Source organism: Tsukamurella conjunctivitidis, from assembly GCF_007858475.1.
GTDB classification, from domain to species: Bacteria; Actinomycetota; Actinomycetes; order Mycobacteriales; family Mycobacteriaceae; genus Tsukamurella; species Tsukamurella conjunctivitidis.
Window position 1 is genome coordinate 609,829 of sequence record NZ_VIGX01000001.1, and the last position, 15,887, is coordinate 625,715.

Annotated in this window: 20 protein-coding genes; 14 read left to right on the forward strand and 6 right to left on the reverse strand. The window is 71.3% G+C overall.

Translation table 11 applies throughout. The features are described from left to right. Positions 1-5 precede the first annotated feature (5 nt). Genes FK530_RS02865 through FK530_RS02880 form a run of 4 tightly spaced genes read right to left on the reverse strand, consistent with a single transcriptional unit; the run spans position 6 to position 5,222 of the window. Positions 6-248 carry a hypothetical protein gene (locus tag FK530_RS02865; RefSeq protein ID WP_146485438.1) on the reverse strand — a complete coding sequence of 81 codons (243 nt, stop codon included), beginning with the start codon at positions 246-248 and terminating at the stop codon, positions 6-8. Next, positions 245-3,523, reverse strand: a complete 3,279-nt coding sequence (locus FK530_RS02870; RefSeq protein ID WP_146485439.1) for a helicase HerA domain-containing protein — start codon at positions 3,521-3,523, stop codon at positions 245-247. Before FK530_RS02870 ends, FK530_RS02865 begins: the two co-directional genes overlap by 4 nt. Then, positions 3,520-4,188, reverse strand: coding sequence for a hypothetical protein (locus tag FK530_RS02875; protein ID WP_146485440.1), 669 nt, complete (start codon positions 4,186-4,188; stop codon positions 3,520-3,522). The genes FK530_RS02870 and FK530_RS02875 overlap by 4 nt, the downstream gene beginning before the upstream one ends. Then, positions 4,188-5,222, reverse strand: coding sequence for an endonuclease domain-containing protein (locus FK530_RS02880; RefSeq protein ID WP_158645012.1), 1,035 nt, complete (start codon positions 5,220-5,222; stop codon positions 4,188-4,190). Before FK530_RS02880 ends, FK530_RS02875 begins: the two co-directional genes overlap by 1 nt. Positions 5,223-5,469: 247 nt before the next feature. Between FK530_RS02880 and rplN the strand changes: the two genes are divergently transcribed. The 7 genes from rplN (at position 5,470) to FK530_RS02915 (ending at position 10,456) form a co-directional block, all read left to right on the forward strand. After that, the gene (rplN, locus tag FK530_RS02885) at positions 5,470-5,838 is read left to right on the forward strand and encodes a 50S ribosomal protein L14 (protein WP_013128004.1); all 369 of its coding nucleotides are present in this window, start codon (positions 5,470-5,472) and stop codon (positions 5,836-5,838) included. Position 5,839: 1 nt separating this feature from the next. Further along, a complete protein-coding gene (gene rplX / locus FK530_RS02890) occupies positions 5,840-6,145 on the forward strand; it encodes a 50S ribosomal protein L24 (RefSeq protein ID WP_146485442.1) in 306 nt (101 codons plus the stop codon). Between the two features lies 1 nt (position 6,146). Beyond that, the gene (gene rplE / locus FK530_RS02895) at positions 6,147-6,710 is read left to right on the forward strand and encodes a 50S ribosomal protein L5 (RefSeq protein WP_146485443.1); all 564 of its coding nucleotides are present in this window, start codon (positions 6,147-6,149) and stop codon (positions 6,708-6,710) included. Between the two features lie 3 nt (positions 6,711-6,713). After that, entirely contained in the window at positions 6,714-6,899 is a 186-nt protein-coding gene (locus tag FK530_RS02900) for a type Z 30S ribosomal protein S14 (RefSeq protein WP_068522657.1), read from the forward strand. A gap of 202 nt (positions 6,900-7,101) precedes the next feature. Beyond that, positions 7,102-8,442, forward strand: coding sequence for a phosphatase PAP2 family protein (locus FK530_RS02905; RefSeq protein WP_146485444.1), 1,341 nt, complete (start codon positions 7,102-7,104; stop codon positions 8,440-8,442). A 30-nt stretch (positions 8,443-8,472) separates the two neighbouring features. Then, entirely contained in the window at positions 8,473-9,204 is a 732-nt protein-coding gene (locus FK530_RS02910) for a hypothetical protein (protein WP_146485445.1), read from the forward strand. 127 nt (positions 9,205-9,331) lie between these two features. Beyond that, on the forward strand, positions 9,332-10,456 hold the full coding sequence (locus tag FK530_RS02915) for a cellulase family glycosylhydrolase (protein WP_146485640.1): 1,125 nt from the start codon (positions 9,332-9,334) through the stop codon (positions 10,454-10,456). Here FK530_RS02915 and FK530_RS02920 read toward each other — a convergent pair. After that, positions 10,453-11,670 carry a hypothetical protein gene (locus tag FK530_RS02920; RefSeq protein WP_146485446.1) on the reverse strand — a complete coding sequence of 406 codons (1,218 nt, stop codon included), beginning with the start codon at positions 11,668-11,670 and terminating at the stop codon, positions 10,453-10,455. The two genes, FK530_RS02915 and FK530_RS02920, sit on opposite strands and share 4 nt — an antisense overlap. 107 nt (positions 11,671-11,777) lie before the next feature. Between FK530_RS02920 and FK530_RS02925 the strand changes: the two genes are divergently transcribed. Further along, the gene (locus FK530_RS02925) at positions 11,778-12,293 is read left to right on the forward strand and encodes an OsmC family protein (RefSeq protein ID WP_146485447.1); all 516 of its coding nucleotides are present in this window, start codon (positions 11,778-11,780) and stop codon (positions 12,291-12,293) included. On the opposite strand, the gene FK530_RS02930 is transcribed toward FK530_RS02925, so the two are convergent. Continuing rightward, a complete protein-coding gene (locus FK530_RS02930; protein WP_146485448.1) occupies positions 12,286-12,660 on the reverse strand; it encodes a DoxX family protein in 375 nt (124 codons plus the stop codon). The two genes, FK530_RS02925 and FK530_RS02930, sit on opposite strands and share 8 nt — an antisense overlap. A gap of 302 nt (positions 12,661-12,962) precedes the next feature. On the opposite strand from FK530_RS02930, the gene rpsH reads away from it, so the two are divergent. Genes rpsH through rplO form a run of 6 tightly spaced genes read left to right on the forward strand, consistent with a single transcriptional unit; the run spans position 12,963 to position 15,655 of the window. Beyond that, positions 12,963-13,361, forward strand: coding sequence for a 30S ribosomal protein S8 (gene rpsH, locus FK530_RS02935; protein ID WP_068533016.1), 399 nt, complete (start codon positions 12,963-12,965; stop codon positions 13,359-13,361). A gap of 13 nt (positions 13,362-13,374) precedes the next feature. Continuing rightward, positions 13,375-13,914 carry a 50S ribosomal protein L6 gene (gene rplF / locus FK530_RS02940; protein WP_146485449.1) on the forward strand — a complete coding sequence of 180 codons (540 nt, stop codon included), beginning with the start codon at positions 13,375-13,377 and terminating at the stop codon, positions 13,912-13,914. Between the two features lie 3 nt (positions 13,915-13,917). Next, the gene (rplR, locus tag FK530_RS02945) at positions 13,918-14,322 is read left to right on the forward strand and encodes a 50S ribosomal protein L18 (RefSeq protein ID WP_146485450.1); all 405 of its coding nucleotides are present in this window, start codon (positions 13,918-13,920) and stop codon (positions 14,320-14,322) included. A 43-nt stretch (positions 14,323-14,365) separates the two neighbouring features. Then, positions 14,366-15,010 (forward strand): 30S ribosomal protein S5, encoded by a 645-nt coding sequence (rpsE, locus tag FK530_RS02950; protein WP_068533010.1) that lies wholly within the window; start codon positions 14,366-14,368, stop codon positions 15,008-15,010. A gap of 3 nt (positions 15,011-15,013) precedes the next feature. After that, on the forward strand, positions 15,014-15,193 hold the full coding sequence (gene rpmD / locus FK530_RS02955) for a 50S ribosomal protein L30 (RefSeq protein ID WP_068522648.1): 180 nt from the start codon (positions 15,014-15,016) through the stop codon (positions 15,191-15,193). Positions 15,194-15,196: 3 nt separating this feature from the next. Then, positions 15,197-15,655 (forward strand): 50S ribosomal protein L15, encoded by a 459-nt coding sequence (gene rplO / locus FK530_RS02960; protein WP_146435019.1) that lies wholly within the window; start codon positions 15,197-15,199, stop codon positions 15,653-15,655. Positions 15,656-15,887 lie beyond the last annotated feature (232 nt).

Here is a 15,887-nt window from a genome sequence, read left to right on the forward strand (position 1 = left end):
CCGCGTCAGGCCGTCGCGGAGGCGCGGCCGAACAGCAGATAGGCCGCGGGCAGCACGCCCGCGGAGGTGACCACGCCGAGGCCGAGGCCCCAGAGCTTCTTGGGGCCGCGGACCTCGGCGTCGTCGCGTCCGGCCAGGTCGGCAAGGGCCCAGGCCCGCAGTCCCGCGTCGACGGCCGCGGTCGCGACGATCGTCGTCTTCGCGCGGGGCGAGAGCTCGCCCCAGCCGACCTTGTTCCTCGGGCTCATGTCGTGCTCCTCCGTGCGATGGTGAGGACCTCGTCCTCCGTGGGCGGGCTGGCGGGGTGGTGGCTCAGGCACATCGGCGAGTGCAGGCGGACCGTCGCCGCGCCCGACCCCAGGTAGAAGTCGCCGGCGCCCAGCCCGCCGATCCCGTCGAGCCGACCGCCGCGCGCGGCGGCCAGGTCTTTGGCGGCCTGGATCTGCACGGGCGCGTTGAGCTTGCCGTAGAAGTGCGTCGCGCTGTTGCCGACGATCTTGTCGTGCAGGCCCTTCGGCGCCTGCGTCGCGAAGACCAGCCCCAGCCCGTACTTGCGGGCCTGCGAGGCGAGCAGGAGCGTCGACTCGGTGGAGGGTTTCACCGCGCCCGAGGGCGCGATCTGCTGGGCCTCGTCCATCACCAGCAGGGCGCCCAGCGGCGTCTCGCCCGCGGGGTGACGCTTGACCCACGAGAACAGCGCGAGTTGCAGCTGCGCGACGAAGGTCTGCCGCTGCGTCTCGTCGGGCAGGCCGATGAGGCTGATCACCGAGACCCGGGCGCGCTTGCCGTCCGCCGGGGTTAGCAGCGTCGCGGGGTCGACCGCCTCGCCCCGGCCGCCGAGCAGCGGATTGTTGATCAGCGCGGCCTGGAGGTTCGCCGCCAGCTCGGGCGACAGCTTGTCGGCGCTGCCGAGGCTGCTGCGCGTCGAATCCCACTCGGCGAGGAAGTCGGCGAAGCCGCGGATGTCCGCGCGGCCCACCTGGCGACCGTAGGCGTCGAGCGCCTCCCGCAGGATCGCGCGCTGCTGCTCGCGGCGCGCTCCGCCCACGCCGACGTGCTGCTCCAGCGCGCTCGCGCTCGCCTCGACGGCCATCGCGAAGCCCTCGCGCGCCTCCTGCGCCTCCAGGCCCTCGCCGTCCATGCCCGTCCGCAGCGCCGCGAAGTCCGGGATCGGTTGCAGCACCAGGGGTCGCGCGGATGCGCGGTTGGGCGTCCACACCACCACGTCCGTGTCGGCGAGGTACGTGCGCGCCCGCTCGGCGTCGCCCTCCCACCAGCCCGACGGCGCCTCCGGCCATGCCTCGCCGAGCCGGGAGAGGTCGTTGTTGGGGTCGAGCACGATCGCGGAGACGCCGCGCAGTGCGCACTCCTCGATGAGCCGGCGGATCAGCACCGTCTTACCCGAGCCGGAACCGGCGAAGATCGCGGTGTGCTTACGCAGCTCGACGGGGTCCACGGTGACGGGCGCACGGTCCGGCCCGAGGCCGACGACGACGGCACCGTCGCCCGACGGTGCGGCAGCGGGCGGTGCCGGTGCCGGTCGTGGCACGGGCGGCCCGCCGAACATGACGTCGGCGACGGAGCTCGACAGCCCGCCGACGCGGCCCACGGCGTCGCCGGGGATGAGGCCGCGCGCGCGCCGCGAGGCCGGTGCGGGCCGGTCGGCCGGCGCGTGATCGAGTCCGGCGAACATCCGCAGACCGTGCGCGGGACGGCGTGCCGTCAGCCACTCGTCGAGACCGTCGGGGGAGTTCGCGATGATGTGTCCGAGCGCGTCGAGCGTGGCGAGATCGGCCTCGTCGAGCGGGAGCAGTTCGGCCCCGCGCTCGACGGCGTCGGCGATCACCGACGACGCCTTCGGGCTGGTGGGCCAGGGCGTGGAACGCAGCAGGAAGAGCTTGCGGCGGTCCATCCCCGCGGCCACGCCGGCCGCGGTCGCCGCGCTCTGCACGCGGTTCGTGGTCGCGACGGCGTTGGACGCCGGGATCGCGCGGAAGGCCCAGTGCTGCTCGTCCTCGACGCGGCCGGGCAGCCGGCGCCGCAGCCGGCCGTCGAGCTGCTTGTTGCCGCGCTCGATCTGGAAGCCGTCGCCGCCGTCCTCGCGGGTCCACGCCCGCAGGCCGGCCTCGATCAGCGCGCCCATCCGCTTGTCCGCGGCGACCTGATCGGTCGCGATATCGCCGACCCGGGCGCGGATCCGCAGCGCGTCGAACTGCTCGTCGATGCGGGCGAGCGCCTCGGCGGGGGTGGTCTCCGGCAGCGCGGGCTGCTCGGGTGCCGGGGCGGGCGCCGCGGCCGGGGCCGCGGCGGAGACGGTGCGCGGCGCGTCCCCGTCGAACGACCCGAAGGACGCGAGCTCGAAGTCCGTGCGGGTGGTGACGCACGCCCGGATGTGCGCGTCGACCTTGGTGAGCAGGTCGCGTGGGGTGTGGTGCACCGCGGAGGCGAAGGCCTCGGGCGCGACCGGCCACGTGGGATGCGGCGGCGCGAACTCCTTCGCGCGGTACGCCGCGGTCAGCCTCCGCTCGACGATGGCGCGGGCGATGGCGCCGTCGGGCAGCGACTTCAGCGGGCCGACGACGCGGAACCGCGCGGCGACCGAGGCGGTGGCGCGGCCGGCGAGCGTCTCCCAGGCCGTCGGGAGCATGCAGGCGACGGTCACCGTGCGGTAGAGGCCCTGCCGCAGCGACATGAGGCCGTGGCCGACCTGCTCGATGACCTCGCTCTCCGCGGCGTCGGGCGCGGTGAGGGTCGCCGCGGACTGCGCGAGCAGGGTGTCGATCTGGTCGACGGCGAAGACCGTCGCGGCGGTCTCGGCCATGAACGCCGAGATCGCGCGCACCGTCTCCACGGCGGGGAAGCCGTGCGCGGGCAGGCCCCAGTGCAGTCGCTCGGCAGCGGTCTCCTCGACCTCGATGTCCTCGAGGAAGGCGGACCCGAGGTCGGCGAGCCGGCTGTCGGGGGAGCCGAGCAGCACCAGCGCGCGCAGCACGCCGTGGTACTGCCGCACCTGCGGGCGGCGCTTGCTCATGGCCGCGACCAGCGCGTCCAGGCCCTCGGGGGTGGGCACCGCGTCGCCGGAGAACTCGCGGCGGTGTGCGCGGGAGAGGCCGACCTCGTCCGAGAGCAGCCACAGCAGCTGGGCCAGCTGGGTCTCGTGATCGCGCGCGGGCCGCAGCAACGAGCTGCGCAGCGAGGTGAGCGCCGCGCGCCAGAAGTCCGTGGCGTCCAGGAGTTCCAGCAGCACGAAGTAGTGGCCCGCCGCCTGCACCTCGGACCGGAACCGGGTGAGCAGGTGGGTCTTGCCGGTGCCCGCGTTGCCGGTGATGACCAGGCCGGTGGGGGAGGCACCGGTCGACGCGACGGCGTCGCCGAGGGCGTCCTCCAGATCCTCCCAGACGTCGGTGTGCAGGCCGTCGACGTGCGTGTCCTCCGACGCCGCGTCCCACACCTCCTCGTACGTGGGTGCCCAGCTCAGGCGGACGGAACGCAGCGCGGTGCGCTGCACATCGGAGAGCGTCATCGAGTGATCCGTATCGCGTGCAGGGGGCGACCGCCGAGCTGCAGCGCAGCGGCGTGATCGTCCGGGGTGAGGGCTTTGAGATTGTCCTCGGCGACGATGTGCACGCGGGGTTCGGGGTAGAGGGCGCGCAGGCCCTCGTCGACGACGGTGCGCGGCACGCCGGGAAGTGCGGCGCGCAGATCGCGCAGTGCCACCCACGCGCCGGGCGCCGCGATCCGGGCGTACGCCGCGCGGAGCTGCGCGGCCGGCGGACCGTCGGGCGGGAGCGGACCGTCGGGCACGGGGGCCGGGGCCGACGGTGCCGGGCCGGCGGCGGGCGTGACCACCTCGCCGAGCGCGAGCGATTCGCGGCGCAGGTAGCGGCCGATCCCGGCGGCGAAGGTGAACAGGGCGCGCAGCTGCGGCGTCGCGCGCGGCGGGGGAGGGGATTCGAGCAGCGCGGCGGCGGCGGCCCAGCCGCGGTCGGTGAGCGAGAGCAGTAGCGTGCGGCGCTCCCCGACCTCGACGTCCAGGAGGCCCCGCTCGACCAGCCGCCGCCGCGACGGCGCCTCCAGCGCGGGGCCCAGCAGTTTGAGGTCGGGATTGCGCACCGGTTCCACCGCCGACGCGAGCACCAGCAGCACAGTCGATTCCGTGCCCGTGAGCCCCGCGATCGACTCGCCCATCACGCACCCCTCCCGTGGCCGGATCCCGTTGCAGTCACCAATGTACGGATGATCGCCAGAGATTCTGCGAGGTCACCCAGGATCCGCGCGTTGGTCAGCCGCAGCACCCGGAATCCGGCCAGCATGAGGTCGGCGTCGCGGCGCCGGTCGGCCTCGTACGCGTCGTTCGCGCGGTGGTCCGGCCCGTCGACTTCCACCACCAGGCGCGGTCGCGGGAACAGCAGGTCGACGCGGACCGGCCGGGCCAGCGGCCCCAGGTCGACGGCGTAGTTCCAGTGCCGCGCCGCGGCCCACGCCTGATCCACGAGCCCCCGCTCGAGGTGCTGCTCCGCCGCGCTCGCAGGGTGCGGCCTGCCGGCGACGGGCGGGAACGCGGGCAGCGGGTCGAGGCCGACGGTGAACTCCGACGGCTGCGGGCGCGGGTCGGGGATCGCGGGCGGACCGTCGACGGCGGGGAACCGGTCCAGCGGCGCCGCGCCCGGTCCGAGGAGCCAGACGGTGCCGTCGCCGCGTGCGAGCCATTGCGCCGCGGTGGCGAGGGCGTCGCCGAGGTGCGGGGCCAGCGGCCGGTCCACGTCGAGCGCGAGAGCGATCCCCGGAGCGTGGTAGCTGCGGGTCAGGACGTGCTCGAGGGCGCCACGACGGTCGGCCGCGGGCAGGTCGGCGAAGCCGGTCATCGCCTCGGGTCGCAGCGCCGCGGTGGCGAGCGCGCCCAGCGCTGTGCCGATGCCGGGGGTGCCGCCGTGGCGCTGCGCGAGCTCGTGGGCGGTGGTGCGGCCGGGGGTCCCGCCGGGGCCGGGGGTGAGGGCGGGGTCGGGCAGCCACGCCGGGAAGACCTCCAGTGCGACCGCGACCGCCCGGGTCAGCACGTCGTCGATGATCGCGCCGGGGGAGGAGGGGAGCGGCAGCGTCAGGCCCGGGAAGACCACGACGGGGTCCTGCGGTCCCCGCCGCGCGGCGGCGGAGGCGAGCGCGGCGGCGGAGGTGCCCCGCAGTCGCGCGACGCCGCCCACGGGCAGATCGGAGAGCTGCACGAAAATGAAGTTACGGCATCGCGATCGCGCCGGGTGGGCCTCGTCCGGGCGGATCCGATCGGACGGTGGCGCACCGTCGGACCCCGGCGACCGCCGGCCGGGGAGAACCGGCGCGATTCGACATCTACCTGCGACTTCCCCTATCATGGACGGGTTGCCTGCGGCCCTGCGCCACGGGCGGCGGACCGCGCGCGTTCGGGTCGGTATCCGACGCGCATGAAAATCCAGGTCTGAGGAGACTGCAACAGTGATTCAGCAGGAATCGCGGGTGCGGGTCGCCGACAACACGGGTGCTAAGGAAATCCTCTGCATCCGCGTGCTCGGTGGCAGTTCGCGCCGCTACGCCGGAATCGGCGACATCATCGTCGCCACCGTCAAGGACGCCATCCCCGGCGGCAACGTCAAGCGCGGCGAGGTCGTCAAGGCCGTCATCGTGCGCACCGCCAAGGAGCGCCGTCGTCCGGACGGTTCGTACATCAAGTTCGACGAGAACGCCGCTGTCATCATCAAGAACGACAACGACCCTCGCGGCACCCGCATCTTCGGCCCGGTCGGCCGCGAGCTGCGCGACAAGAAGTTCATGAAGATCGTTTCGCTGGCTCCGGAGGTGCTCTGACATGAAGGTGCACAAGGGCGACACCGTCATCGTGATCTCGGGTCCCGACAAGGGCGCCAAGGGCAAGGTCGTCGAGTCCTTCCCGAAGGCTGACAAGGTCCTCGTCGAGGGCGTCAACCGGATCAAGAAGCACACCAGCACCTCCGCCACCGCGCAGGGCGGCATCGAGGTCCGCGAGGCCCCGATCGACGTCTCGAACGTCATGGTCGTCGACTCGGACGGTAACCCCACCCGCGTGGGCTACCGGACCGACGAGGAGACCGGCAAGCGCGTGCGGATTTCCCGCAAGAACGGGAAGGACATCTGATATGAGCACCGCTGAGAAGACCCAGCCCCGGCTGAAGGCCCGCTACCGCGCCGAGATCAAGGACGCGCTGAACAGCGAGTTCCAGTACGACAACGTCATGCAGATCCCCGGCGTCGTCAAGGTGGTCGTGAACATGGGCGTCGGCGACGCCGCCCGCGACGCCAAGCTGATCAACGGCGCCGTCAAGGACCTCGAGCTGATCACCGGCCAGAAGCCGGAGATCCGCAAGGCCCGCAAGTCCATCGCGCAGTTCAAGCTGCGTGAGGGCATGCCGATCGGTGCGCGCGTCACGCTGCGCGGCGACCGCATGTGGGAGTTCCTCGATCGCCTCACCTCGATCGCGCTGCCCCGTATCCGCGACTTCCGCGGCCTCAACGGCAACCAGTTCGACGGCAACGGCAACTACACGTTCGGCCTGAACGAGCAGTCGATGTTCCACGAGATCGACGTGGACTCGATCGACCGCCCGCGCGGTATGGACATCACCGTCGTCACCACTGCCACCAACAATGAGGAAGGCCGCGCACTGCTCAAGCACCTCGGCTTCCCCTTCAAGGAGAACTGAGCCATGGCAAAGAAGGCGCTGGTCAACAAGGCCAACAAGAAGCCGAAGTTCGCCGTTCGCGCGTACACCCGTTGCAACAAGTGCGGCCGCCCGCACTCGGTGTTCCGCAAGTTCGGCCTGTGCCGTGTGTGCCTGCGCGAGATGGCGCACGCCGGCGAGCTCCCCGGTGTGCACAAGAGCAGCTGGTGAGTCCCGCCCGGGTCTGACCCGGGACTAGATCCACGCGCGAGGGCGCGCATCCCACCTGTGGGGTGCGCGCCTTCGTCGTTCCTCGGCCGGCCCGGGCGTCGTGGCGGGGGCACCCCCGCGGCGCTGTGCGCAGGGCGATGCGCGTCACGAAACGCGGATCGGATTCACAGAGTTACCGCTGTGTTAACTATGCTGTCATCTCATGTTGGTGCGTGCAGACTTCGCGCTCCCGCGGGGTCCACGCGGTGAGCGCCCCCGCCGCGGTCCGAAGGACCGCCCCTGGGTCTGGGCCGTGCTCGCGGTCGTCGTCTTCGTCGCCGTGATCCAGGCGGCCGCCATGGCCTACGGCCTTGCCGGCCCCGTCGAGGGGCTGGTGAAGGACTTCGTGGGCCGGCCCGTCACCGGCGAGGTGAAGGTCGCCGCGCTCGCGTTGGCCCTGATGTGCATGCCCGCCCGCCTGCGCCTGCCGTTCACCGGCGTCGTGGTCGGCGCGGAGGTGCTGTTCAACGCCGAGCGCCTCGTCGTCGGCTCGCCCCTGCACTTCGGCAACGGCGTGATGTGGGGACTCGTCGCCCTCGCCGCCTACGCGGGCCTGCGCCTGACCGGCCCCGAGCGGTCCGCGGCGCTCAAGGCCGCGGGTGTCGCGGCGATCCTCATCGTCGCCAATGCCGTCTCGTCCGTCTGGTTGGGGCTCACGATGGAGGCGCTGCCCTACGTCGCCGACCACTTCGTCGAGGTGGCGGACCGCGCGCTCGGCAGCCCGTCGTGGGTGATGGGCCGGCTCGTGCACGAGCACGGCTGGTACCTGTGGCTGATCACGAAGGTCTACACCTACCTCCCGGTCGGCGCGGCCGTCGTCGCGTTCTTCCAGTTGCGCCGCAGCTCCACCGAGGGCTTCCCGCGGCACCACATCGTGAAGTCCTTCATCCTGATCGGCGCGATCGGGCCCATCGTCTACTTCCTGTTCCCCGTCGTCGGGCCGGCGTACGCCTTCGGCGACGAGGTGGCCGGCGCGGGCTGGATGAACGTCTGGCCGCACCTCGTGCCCACCTCGCTCGAGCCCGTCTCGGCGTACTTCAGCCAGGCGGCGCCCCGCAACTGCATGCCCAGCCTGCACACGGCCTGGGCCACGGCGATCCTCCTGCACGCTCTGCGCGGGCCCCGGCTGCTCAAACTGTTCGGCGTCTTCTGGTGGGTCTGCACGATCTCGGCGACCCTCGGCCTCGGCGCGCACTACGGCGTCGACCTCGTCGCCGGGTTCGTCTTCGCGCTGACCCTCGAGGCCGCGATGATCCGCCCCGAGGACGGCTGGCATCCGCGCCGCATCGCGACCGTCGCGGGCGGGGCCCTCGCCTTCGTCGCGATCCTGCTGTCGATCCGCTACCTCAGCGTGCCGATGGCGCAGAGCGGCCACCTCGCCGCCGTCGCCCTGCTCGGCACCGCCGGCGCGATGGTCGTCGCCTACGCGCGCATCGCCCGGGGCCCGTCGCCCGACGGTGCCGTCGTCACCGCTCCGGTGGGGGAACGGGCGCTCGCGGCCTGACGTCTAGGCTGTCCGTCGTGGGTGATTCCGATGCGTAACACGGCCATCGCGGGAGCGCTCGGCGTGGCGGCCATCGGGCTGCTCGCCCTGAGGTTCGCGGGCCCGTACGGCATGCTGCTCATCGGCGGCGCGCTCGTCGTCGTGATGATCCTGTTCCTCGGTGGCAACGGCGACCCGTCGAAGGCCCGGCGGGAGGATCCGCTGCAGTTCGTCGCGCCGCCACGGCCGGAGCCTCGCGCGAAGGCCCGGCCGCGCCCCGAGCCGGCACCGTCGGGCCGGGCACTCTGGGAGCGGGCGACCGGCCGGCACGACGAGGTGCTCTCGGAGTACGCCGCGTACGAGCTCGACCCCGAGATGCTGCTGCGCTTCCCCGCGATGTGGGATCTCAGCTCGCCGAAGGTCATCGCCTTCCATGACGCGCTGGAGCACGCGAGCGCCCTGCGGACCGACGAGTACCCGGGCACGGAGTCGGGTGCGGAGTACACGGACGCCGTCACCGACCTCCGTACCAGCTGGTACGCCGCGGACAGGCACGCCCGCAGCACCGGCTCCGCCGGCCTCGCCGACGAGGACGTGCGCGACCTGGACCGCGGCCTCAAGCTGTACCGCCACGCCACGTCCGCCGTTGCCGCCGAGCGGGCCGCCTACCTGAACCAGGTCGTCAGCACCGTCGACCGCCTCGTCGATCGGGGCGTCCTGCCCGCGCCGCCCCGCTTCCGCGCCGAGCTGGAGGCCGAGGCCCGCAAGGCCATCGAGAGCTGACGCCGTTTCACGACGCGCGGCCGCGCGGCGCCTTCATCGAGTTGTGACCGATGTTGCGTATGGTGATGATGTGACTGTTGTGACTCGACGGGTTCTGCTGGGGACTGCCGCCGCGCTGCCGGCCGTGATGCTGGCCGCGCGGGCGGCCGCCGACCCGGGCTCCGGGACCGGGGCGGGCGGCACCGTCGGGCCGACGACGCCGGGTGCGGCTCCGGCGGGGCCCGCGACGCGGTGGACGCCCGAGCGTGCGCAGCAGTGGCGCGCCCAGAATCCCTGGATGGTGGGCGCGAACTACATCAACGCCAACGCCGGGAACCAGTTCGAGATGTTCCAGGCACAGACCTTCGACCCGAACCGGATGAACCTGGAGCTCGGCTGGGCGCGCGGCTTGGGCATGACGACGATGCGCGTCTTCCTGCAGGATCAGCTGTGGACGGCCGACCCCACCGGGTTCGTGCAGCGCCTCGACGCCTTCCTGACCGTCGCCAACAACAACGGCATCAAGGTGATGTTCGTGCTCTTCGACTCGTGCTGGGACCCGAATCCGAAGCCCGGCGTGCAGCGCGAGCCCACGCCCGGCGTGCACAACTCGACCTGGGTGCAGAGCCCCGGCGCCGCGGGCCTGACGAACGCCGACACCGCGGCGCTGCAGGCCTACGCGACCGGCGTGGTCAAGGCGTTCGCCAACGATCCGCGCGTGGTCGCATGGGACGTGTGGAACGAGCCGGAGAACCTCGCGGACTCCTACCCGCTGAGCCCGCCCGACAAGGTCGCCCGCGTCGCGCAGCTGCTTCCCCAGGCCTTCGCGTGGGCCCGCGCCGGCAATCCGACGCAGCCGCTGACCTCCGGTGTCTGGGCCGACACCCGGCCCGAGATCCGCACCATCCAGCTGGAGCAGTCCGACGTGATCAGCTTCCACAGCTACGACCCGCCGGAGAAGTTCCGCGCCATGGCCGCAGACCTCGCGAAGCAGGGGCGGCCGATGCTGCTCACCGAGTACATGGCCCGCCCGCAGGGCAGCACCATCGAAACGATCCTGCCCATCTGCAAGGAACTCGGCATCGACGCCTACCAGTGGGGCTTCGTCGCCGGCCGTAGCCAGACCTACTACCCGTGGGACTCGTGGAAGCAGCCTTACGTCGGAGTGCGCCAGCCGCAGCAGTGGTTCCACGACCTGCTCTGGCCCGACGGCCGCCCCTACCGCGACGCCGAGGTCGCGACCGTCCGCCGGCTCACCGCCGCGCGGACCTAGTCGGCACGCAGGAAGGTCCCGTCCAGCCGGTAGTAGGCGCTGTCCTTCGAGTTCGGGCCGAGGCCCAGCTGGAGGACGGGAGGGAGGTCTCCGCGCGTCCAACCCGGCGAGCCGGTGTCGCGATCCACCTCGAGGGAGACCGCGTGTGCGTCGACGGCGGGTACGGCGGAACGCTGCTCGACGTCGGTGCGCGCCTTCTCGATCGCCGCGGCCGACAGTGCGGTGAGGGCGAAGCGACCCGATCCCGACCCGTCGGAGTCGTAGAGCCGGACCTCGGGGAACCGGCCGATCGCTTCGGTGAGCGTGCCGCGCTTACCGGGGCGTGTCACCTCCAGCTCGACCGTGCCCAGGTGCGGGAATCCGACCGCCGACGAGCTCTCCGCCATCGCGTGATAGCTGATCTGCTCGAGGTGCTGCTTCGTCGGATCGAAGCCGTTGGCTCGCAGCAGGCGGTCCGCGACGGGGAGCAGGCCGTCGACCGTCGCCAGCGCGAGATTGTCGGGGAGATTGCCGGCCGCGTCGGTCTCGAACCTGAACCGAGACGTGAGGTCGTACGTGGCCACCAGTTTCTTGTCGGAGCTGCGGCGGGCGATGGACACGCCGTCCGCTTCCCAGCGCTTCGAGAGGTCGAGACCCGCGCCCGTCGCCGCGGCGTCGACCTTCGCCGACGAGGCGGAGAGATCGAGGCCGGCGACGTCGGTGCGGCGGAACACCGCATCGGCGCGGTCGTTGACCCGGGTGCGGCTCGGTGCGGACCACTCGCCGCCGGACTGTGAGTAGCTCGTGGACACCTGCTCGCCCTTCTGCAGGTCGAGGACGGTCACCTGGGTCGAGATCCCGTCGATGTCGATCGACCGGATCGCGTCGGCCCCTCCGGGGAGCGCCTCGGCGGCCCTGTCCAGCGCCCTGCGCAGCTCCGCCGATCGGTCCACCGATCCGCGTCCCGACGGCGAGCTCGACGAGGTGATCTGCGACCAGTCGCCGGCGATCGCGAGCGCGGGCAGTCCGGCGGAGACGATCACGATGCCGGTGACGAAGGCGCCCAGCGCAGCGGCGCCCGGGGGAGCGGACCGTAGCCGCCAGGCCAGCCCGGCCGCGACCGCGACGGTGGCCACGGCCAGAGCGATCGAGAGCGGACCGTCGGTGACGGCGGCCGCGACCAGGCCCGCGGTGGTGAGCACGGCGAGCAGGGCGACCGTCACGGAACTGGACACCGACTCAGGGTAGCGGCCGCGAATCACGCTGAACGCAACCGCTGTGCCACCGCGAGAACGGACATATGTTCCGCGAAGGAAGCATCCGTCCCCGTCAGGAGAGATCAATGACCGCATCCGCCACCGGCTCCCTCGCCGCCATCATCGACGCGACCGACCAGGCCGTCACGCGCAATACCGCCAACGCGCACGTGGTCTTCTCGGCGACTGCCGTGCCGCAGGGCACCGTCGGCAGCGTCACCACCGCGCGCCAGCACACCCTGGCCGTCGACGAGCCCCCGACGCTCGGTGGCGACGACACCGCGATCAACCCCGTCGAGGCCTACCTCGGCGCGCTGCTCTCCTGCCAGGTCGTGACCTACCGCTTCTACGCCGACAAGCTGGGCGTCACGATCGACGAGCTGAAGCTCAGCGCTGAGGGCGACCTCGACGTGCGGGGGTTCTTCGGCCTCGACGAGTCCGTGCGCCCGGGCTTCACGGCCGTGCGGGTCACCGTCGACATCACGGGACCGGACACCGAGGAGCGCTACCGCGAGCTGACGGCCGTCGTCGACGCGCACTGCCCGGTCCTGGACCTCACCCAGAACCCGACGCCGGTCACCACCACCCTGCGGGTCAACTAGCGGGTCGCGGCGGCCCCGTCACGGCGAGCGCGCCGTAGAAGACCAGCAGCGAGGTGGCCGCCGCGAAGTTCAGTCGCAGGTCGCGGGCCCGCACGTGCAGGCCGACCGCGACGCAGAAGTAGAGCGTCAGCATGATCGCGGTGAGCCGGGCCAGGCCCGGCCAGCGCGGCGCCGCTGCGAGCCCGAGCGCCGACGCGCCCTTGACCACGGGGAAGAACCAGCGGCCCCCGTCGGGCCAGCCGACGTCGTCGAGGCATCTCGCGACGTACGGGATGGGTTGGACGCACATCGCGGCGTCGGTCGCCTGTCCGGCGGCGGCCGCCCGATAGAGCCGGGGATCGCGGACGAGATCGTGCACGGAGGGCATGGCCCTCACGCTAGGCCTCCCGGGTGCGGGGGACAAGGCCCGGATTCCCCGCCGATTCGACTCTGACCGGCACTTTCTCTACACTAGTGAGGTTGCCTGTCGTGCTTCGAGCATGGCCGGCGCACTTCCCCGAACCGGTTCGCCGGTCCGGAATCCCTGCAGTGCAACGGTATTGCAGGACGGTTTGCTTCGTAGTAGGCCCACCGTCGGACGTTCCAGGCCCGTCTCGCGCTGTCGAGAGGAGGGCACCAGACCGCCGGCGATGTATGGGAACCGCTGCGAGAAAGGTAGACGAATCTGTCATGACCATGACTGATCCGATCGCAGACTTCTTGACCCGTCTGCGCAACGCCAACTCGGCGTACCACGACGAGGTGACGCTCCCGCACTCGAAGATCAAGGCGAACATCGCCGAGATCCTCAAGCGTGAGGGCTACATCACCGACTTCCGTACCGAGGACGCCGAGGTGGGCAAGAACCTCGTCGTTTCGCTGAAGTACGGCCCCAGCCGTGAGCGTTCGATCGCCGGCCTGCGCCGCGTGTCGAAGCCCGGTCTGCGCGTGTACGCGAAGTCCACCAACCTGCCGAAGGTCCTCGGTGGCCTGGGCGTGGCGATCATCTCCACGTCCTCGGGCCTCCTCACGGATCGCCAGGCAGCCAAGCAGGGCGTGGGCGGCGAAGTCCTCGCTTACGTCTGGTAAGGGGACAACAACTATGTCGCGTATTGGTAAGCACCCCGTGGTCGTTCCCGCGGGCGTCGACGTGCAGATCGCCGGCCAGGACGTCACCGTCAAGGGGCCCAAGGGCCAGCTTGCGCTGACGATCGCGGAGCCGATCTCGGTGTCGAAGAACGATGAGGGCGCCATCGTGGTCGCCCGTCCCGACGACGAGCGGCGCAACCGCGCGCTGCACGGCCTGTCGCGGACCCTGGTCGCCAACATGGTGACCGGTGTGACCGAGGGTTACACCAAGAAGATGGAGATCTACGGCGTGGGTTACCGCGTGGCGCTCAAGGGCAAGGACCTCGAGTTCGCCCTGGGCTTCAGCCACCCGGTGCCGATCGAGGCGCCCGAGGGCATCACCTTCGCGGTGGAGAGCCCCACCAAGTTCTCCGTGTCCGGCATCGACAAGCAGCAGGTCGGCCAGGTCTCGGCGGTCATCCGCAAGCTCCGTCGTCCCGATCCCTACAAGGGCAAGGGCGTGCGGTACGAGGGTGAGCAGATCCGTCGCAAGGTCGGAAAGACGGGTAAGTAACTCATGGCAACTCAGACTGAGAACAAGAAGCGCATCCCGGTGGGCAAGGACGTCTCGACGCGCCGTCGCACGTCGAAGGCCCGTCGCCACTTCCGCCTGCGCAAGAAGATCGAGGGCACCGCGGTCCGTCCGCGGCTCGCGGTCAAGCGCTCCAGCCGGCACATCCACGTCCAGCTGATCGACGACCTCAAGGGCCACACGCTGGCCGCGGCGTCGACGCTGGAGGCGGACGTCAAGGCTGCGGGCGGCGACAAGTCGGCCCAGGCCAAGAAGGTCGGCGAGCTCATCGCCGCCCGCGCCAAGGCCGCCGGTGTGGACGCCGTCGTCTTCGACCGTGGTGGCAACAAGTACCACGGCCGGATCGCCGCGCTCGCGGACGCCGCTCGCGAAGGCGGGTTGACGTTCTAATGACTCACACCAGCATGTTTTCCATCGAAGGAGAGGTCGCCTGATGCCCGGACGTCAGCGTCGTGACGGCGGTAGCAACGGCCCCGCCGGGAACAACGAGAACTCGAACGACCGCCGCGGCGGTCGTGGTGGCCGCGACCGCGATCAGCGCGGTGGCCGCAACGAGGCCGAGAAGAGCAACTACATCGAGAAGGTTGTCACCATCAACCGTGTCTCGAAGGTCGTGAAGGGTGGTCGTCGCTTCAGCTTCACCGCCCTCGTGATCGTGGGCGACGGCCAGGGCATGGTCGGCGTCGGCTACGGCAAGGCCAAGGAAGTTCCTGCGGCCATCCAGAAGGGTGTCGAGGAGGCTCGGAAGAACTTCTTCCGCGTCCCGATGATCGGCAACACCATCGTGCACCCGGTCCAGGGTGAGGCCGCGGCCGGCGTCGTGCTGCTGCGTCCCGCCAGCCCGGGTACCGGTGTCATCGCCGGTGGCGCCGTGCGCCCCGTGCTCGAGGCGGCCGGCGTCCACGACGTCATCGCCAAGAGCCTGGGCTCGGACAACGCCATCAACGTGGTGCACGCGACCGTGGCGGCTCTCAAGGAGCTGCAGCGTCCCGAGGAGGTCGCGGCTCGTCGCGGCCTGCCCATCGAGGACGTCGCCCCGGCCGGCATGCTCCGCGCCCGTGCAGGTCAGGGAGCGTAAGTCATGGCAGAGCTGAAGATCACCCAGGTGCGGGGCCTCGTCGGGCTCAAGCAGAACCAGCGCGACAGCCTGCGCACCCTGGGCCTCAAGGGCATCCGCAAGTCGGTCGTCCGTGAGGACACCCCCGTCAACCGCGGCCTGATCCAGGTCGTATCGCATCTCGTGGAAGTGGAGGAGGTGTAAGCAATGGCTATCAAGCTGCACGATCTCCGTCCCGCTAAGGGCGCGAAGACCGCCAAGACCCGTGTGGGTCGCGGTGAGGGCTCGAAGGGTAAGACCGCCGGTCGCGGCACCAAGGGCACCAAGGCGCGCAAGAACGTCCCCGTGGCGTTCGAGGGCGGTCAGATGCCGCTGCACATGCGGCTGCCGAAGCTCAAGGGCTTCAAGAACCGCAACCGCGTCGAGTACCAGGTGGTGAACGTGGGCGACATCGCTCGCCTGTTCCCGCAGGGCGGCACCATCGGCATCGACGAGCTCGTCGCCGCCGGTGCGGTTCGCAAGAACCGCGTCGTCAAGGTGCTGGGCGACGGCGAGATCAGCGTCAAGGTGGACGTGACGGCGACCAAGGTCACCGGCGCCGCCAAGGCGAAGATCGAGGCCGCGGGCGGCTCGGCCACCGAGCTGAAGCCGTCGGCCGAGGCCTAGTCCTCGCGCTGCGCGAATCGTGGACGCCGCGGTAGGCGCCGGTCACCGGTGCCTACCGCGGCTCTCGTTTCGCGGGCCCGACGGTGCGCCGCCCGCCTCCTGCCGGACGGTGCGCCCCGGACCCGCGCCCGCGCGGGTGGCCGCGGAATGCGTTCGGCCACCTACCTTGAACAGCCCCTATGACGGCGGCTGTTAGAGTTCTTACGTTTGCAGGATTACCCATGAGGACGTC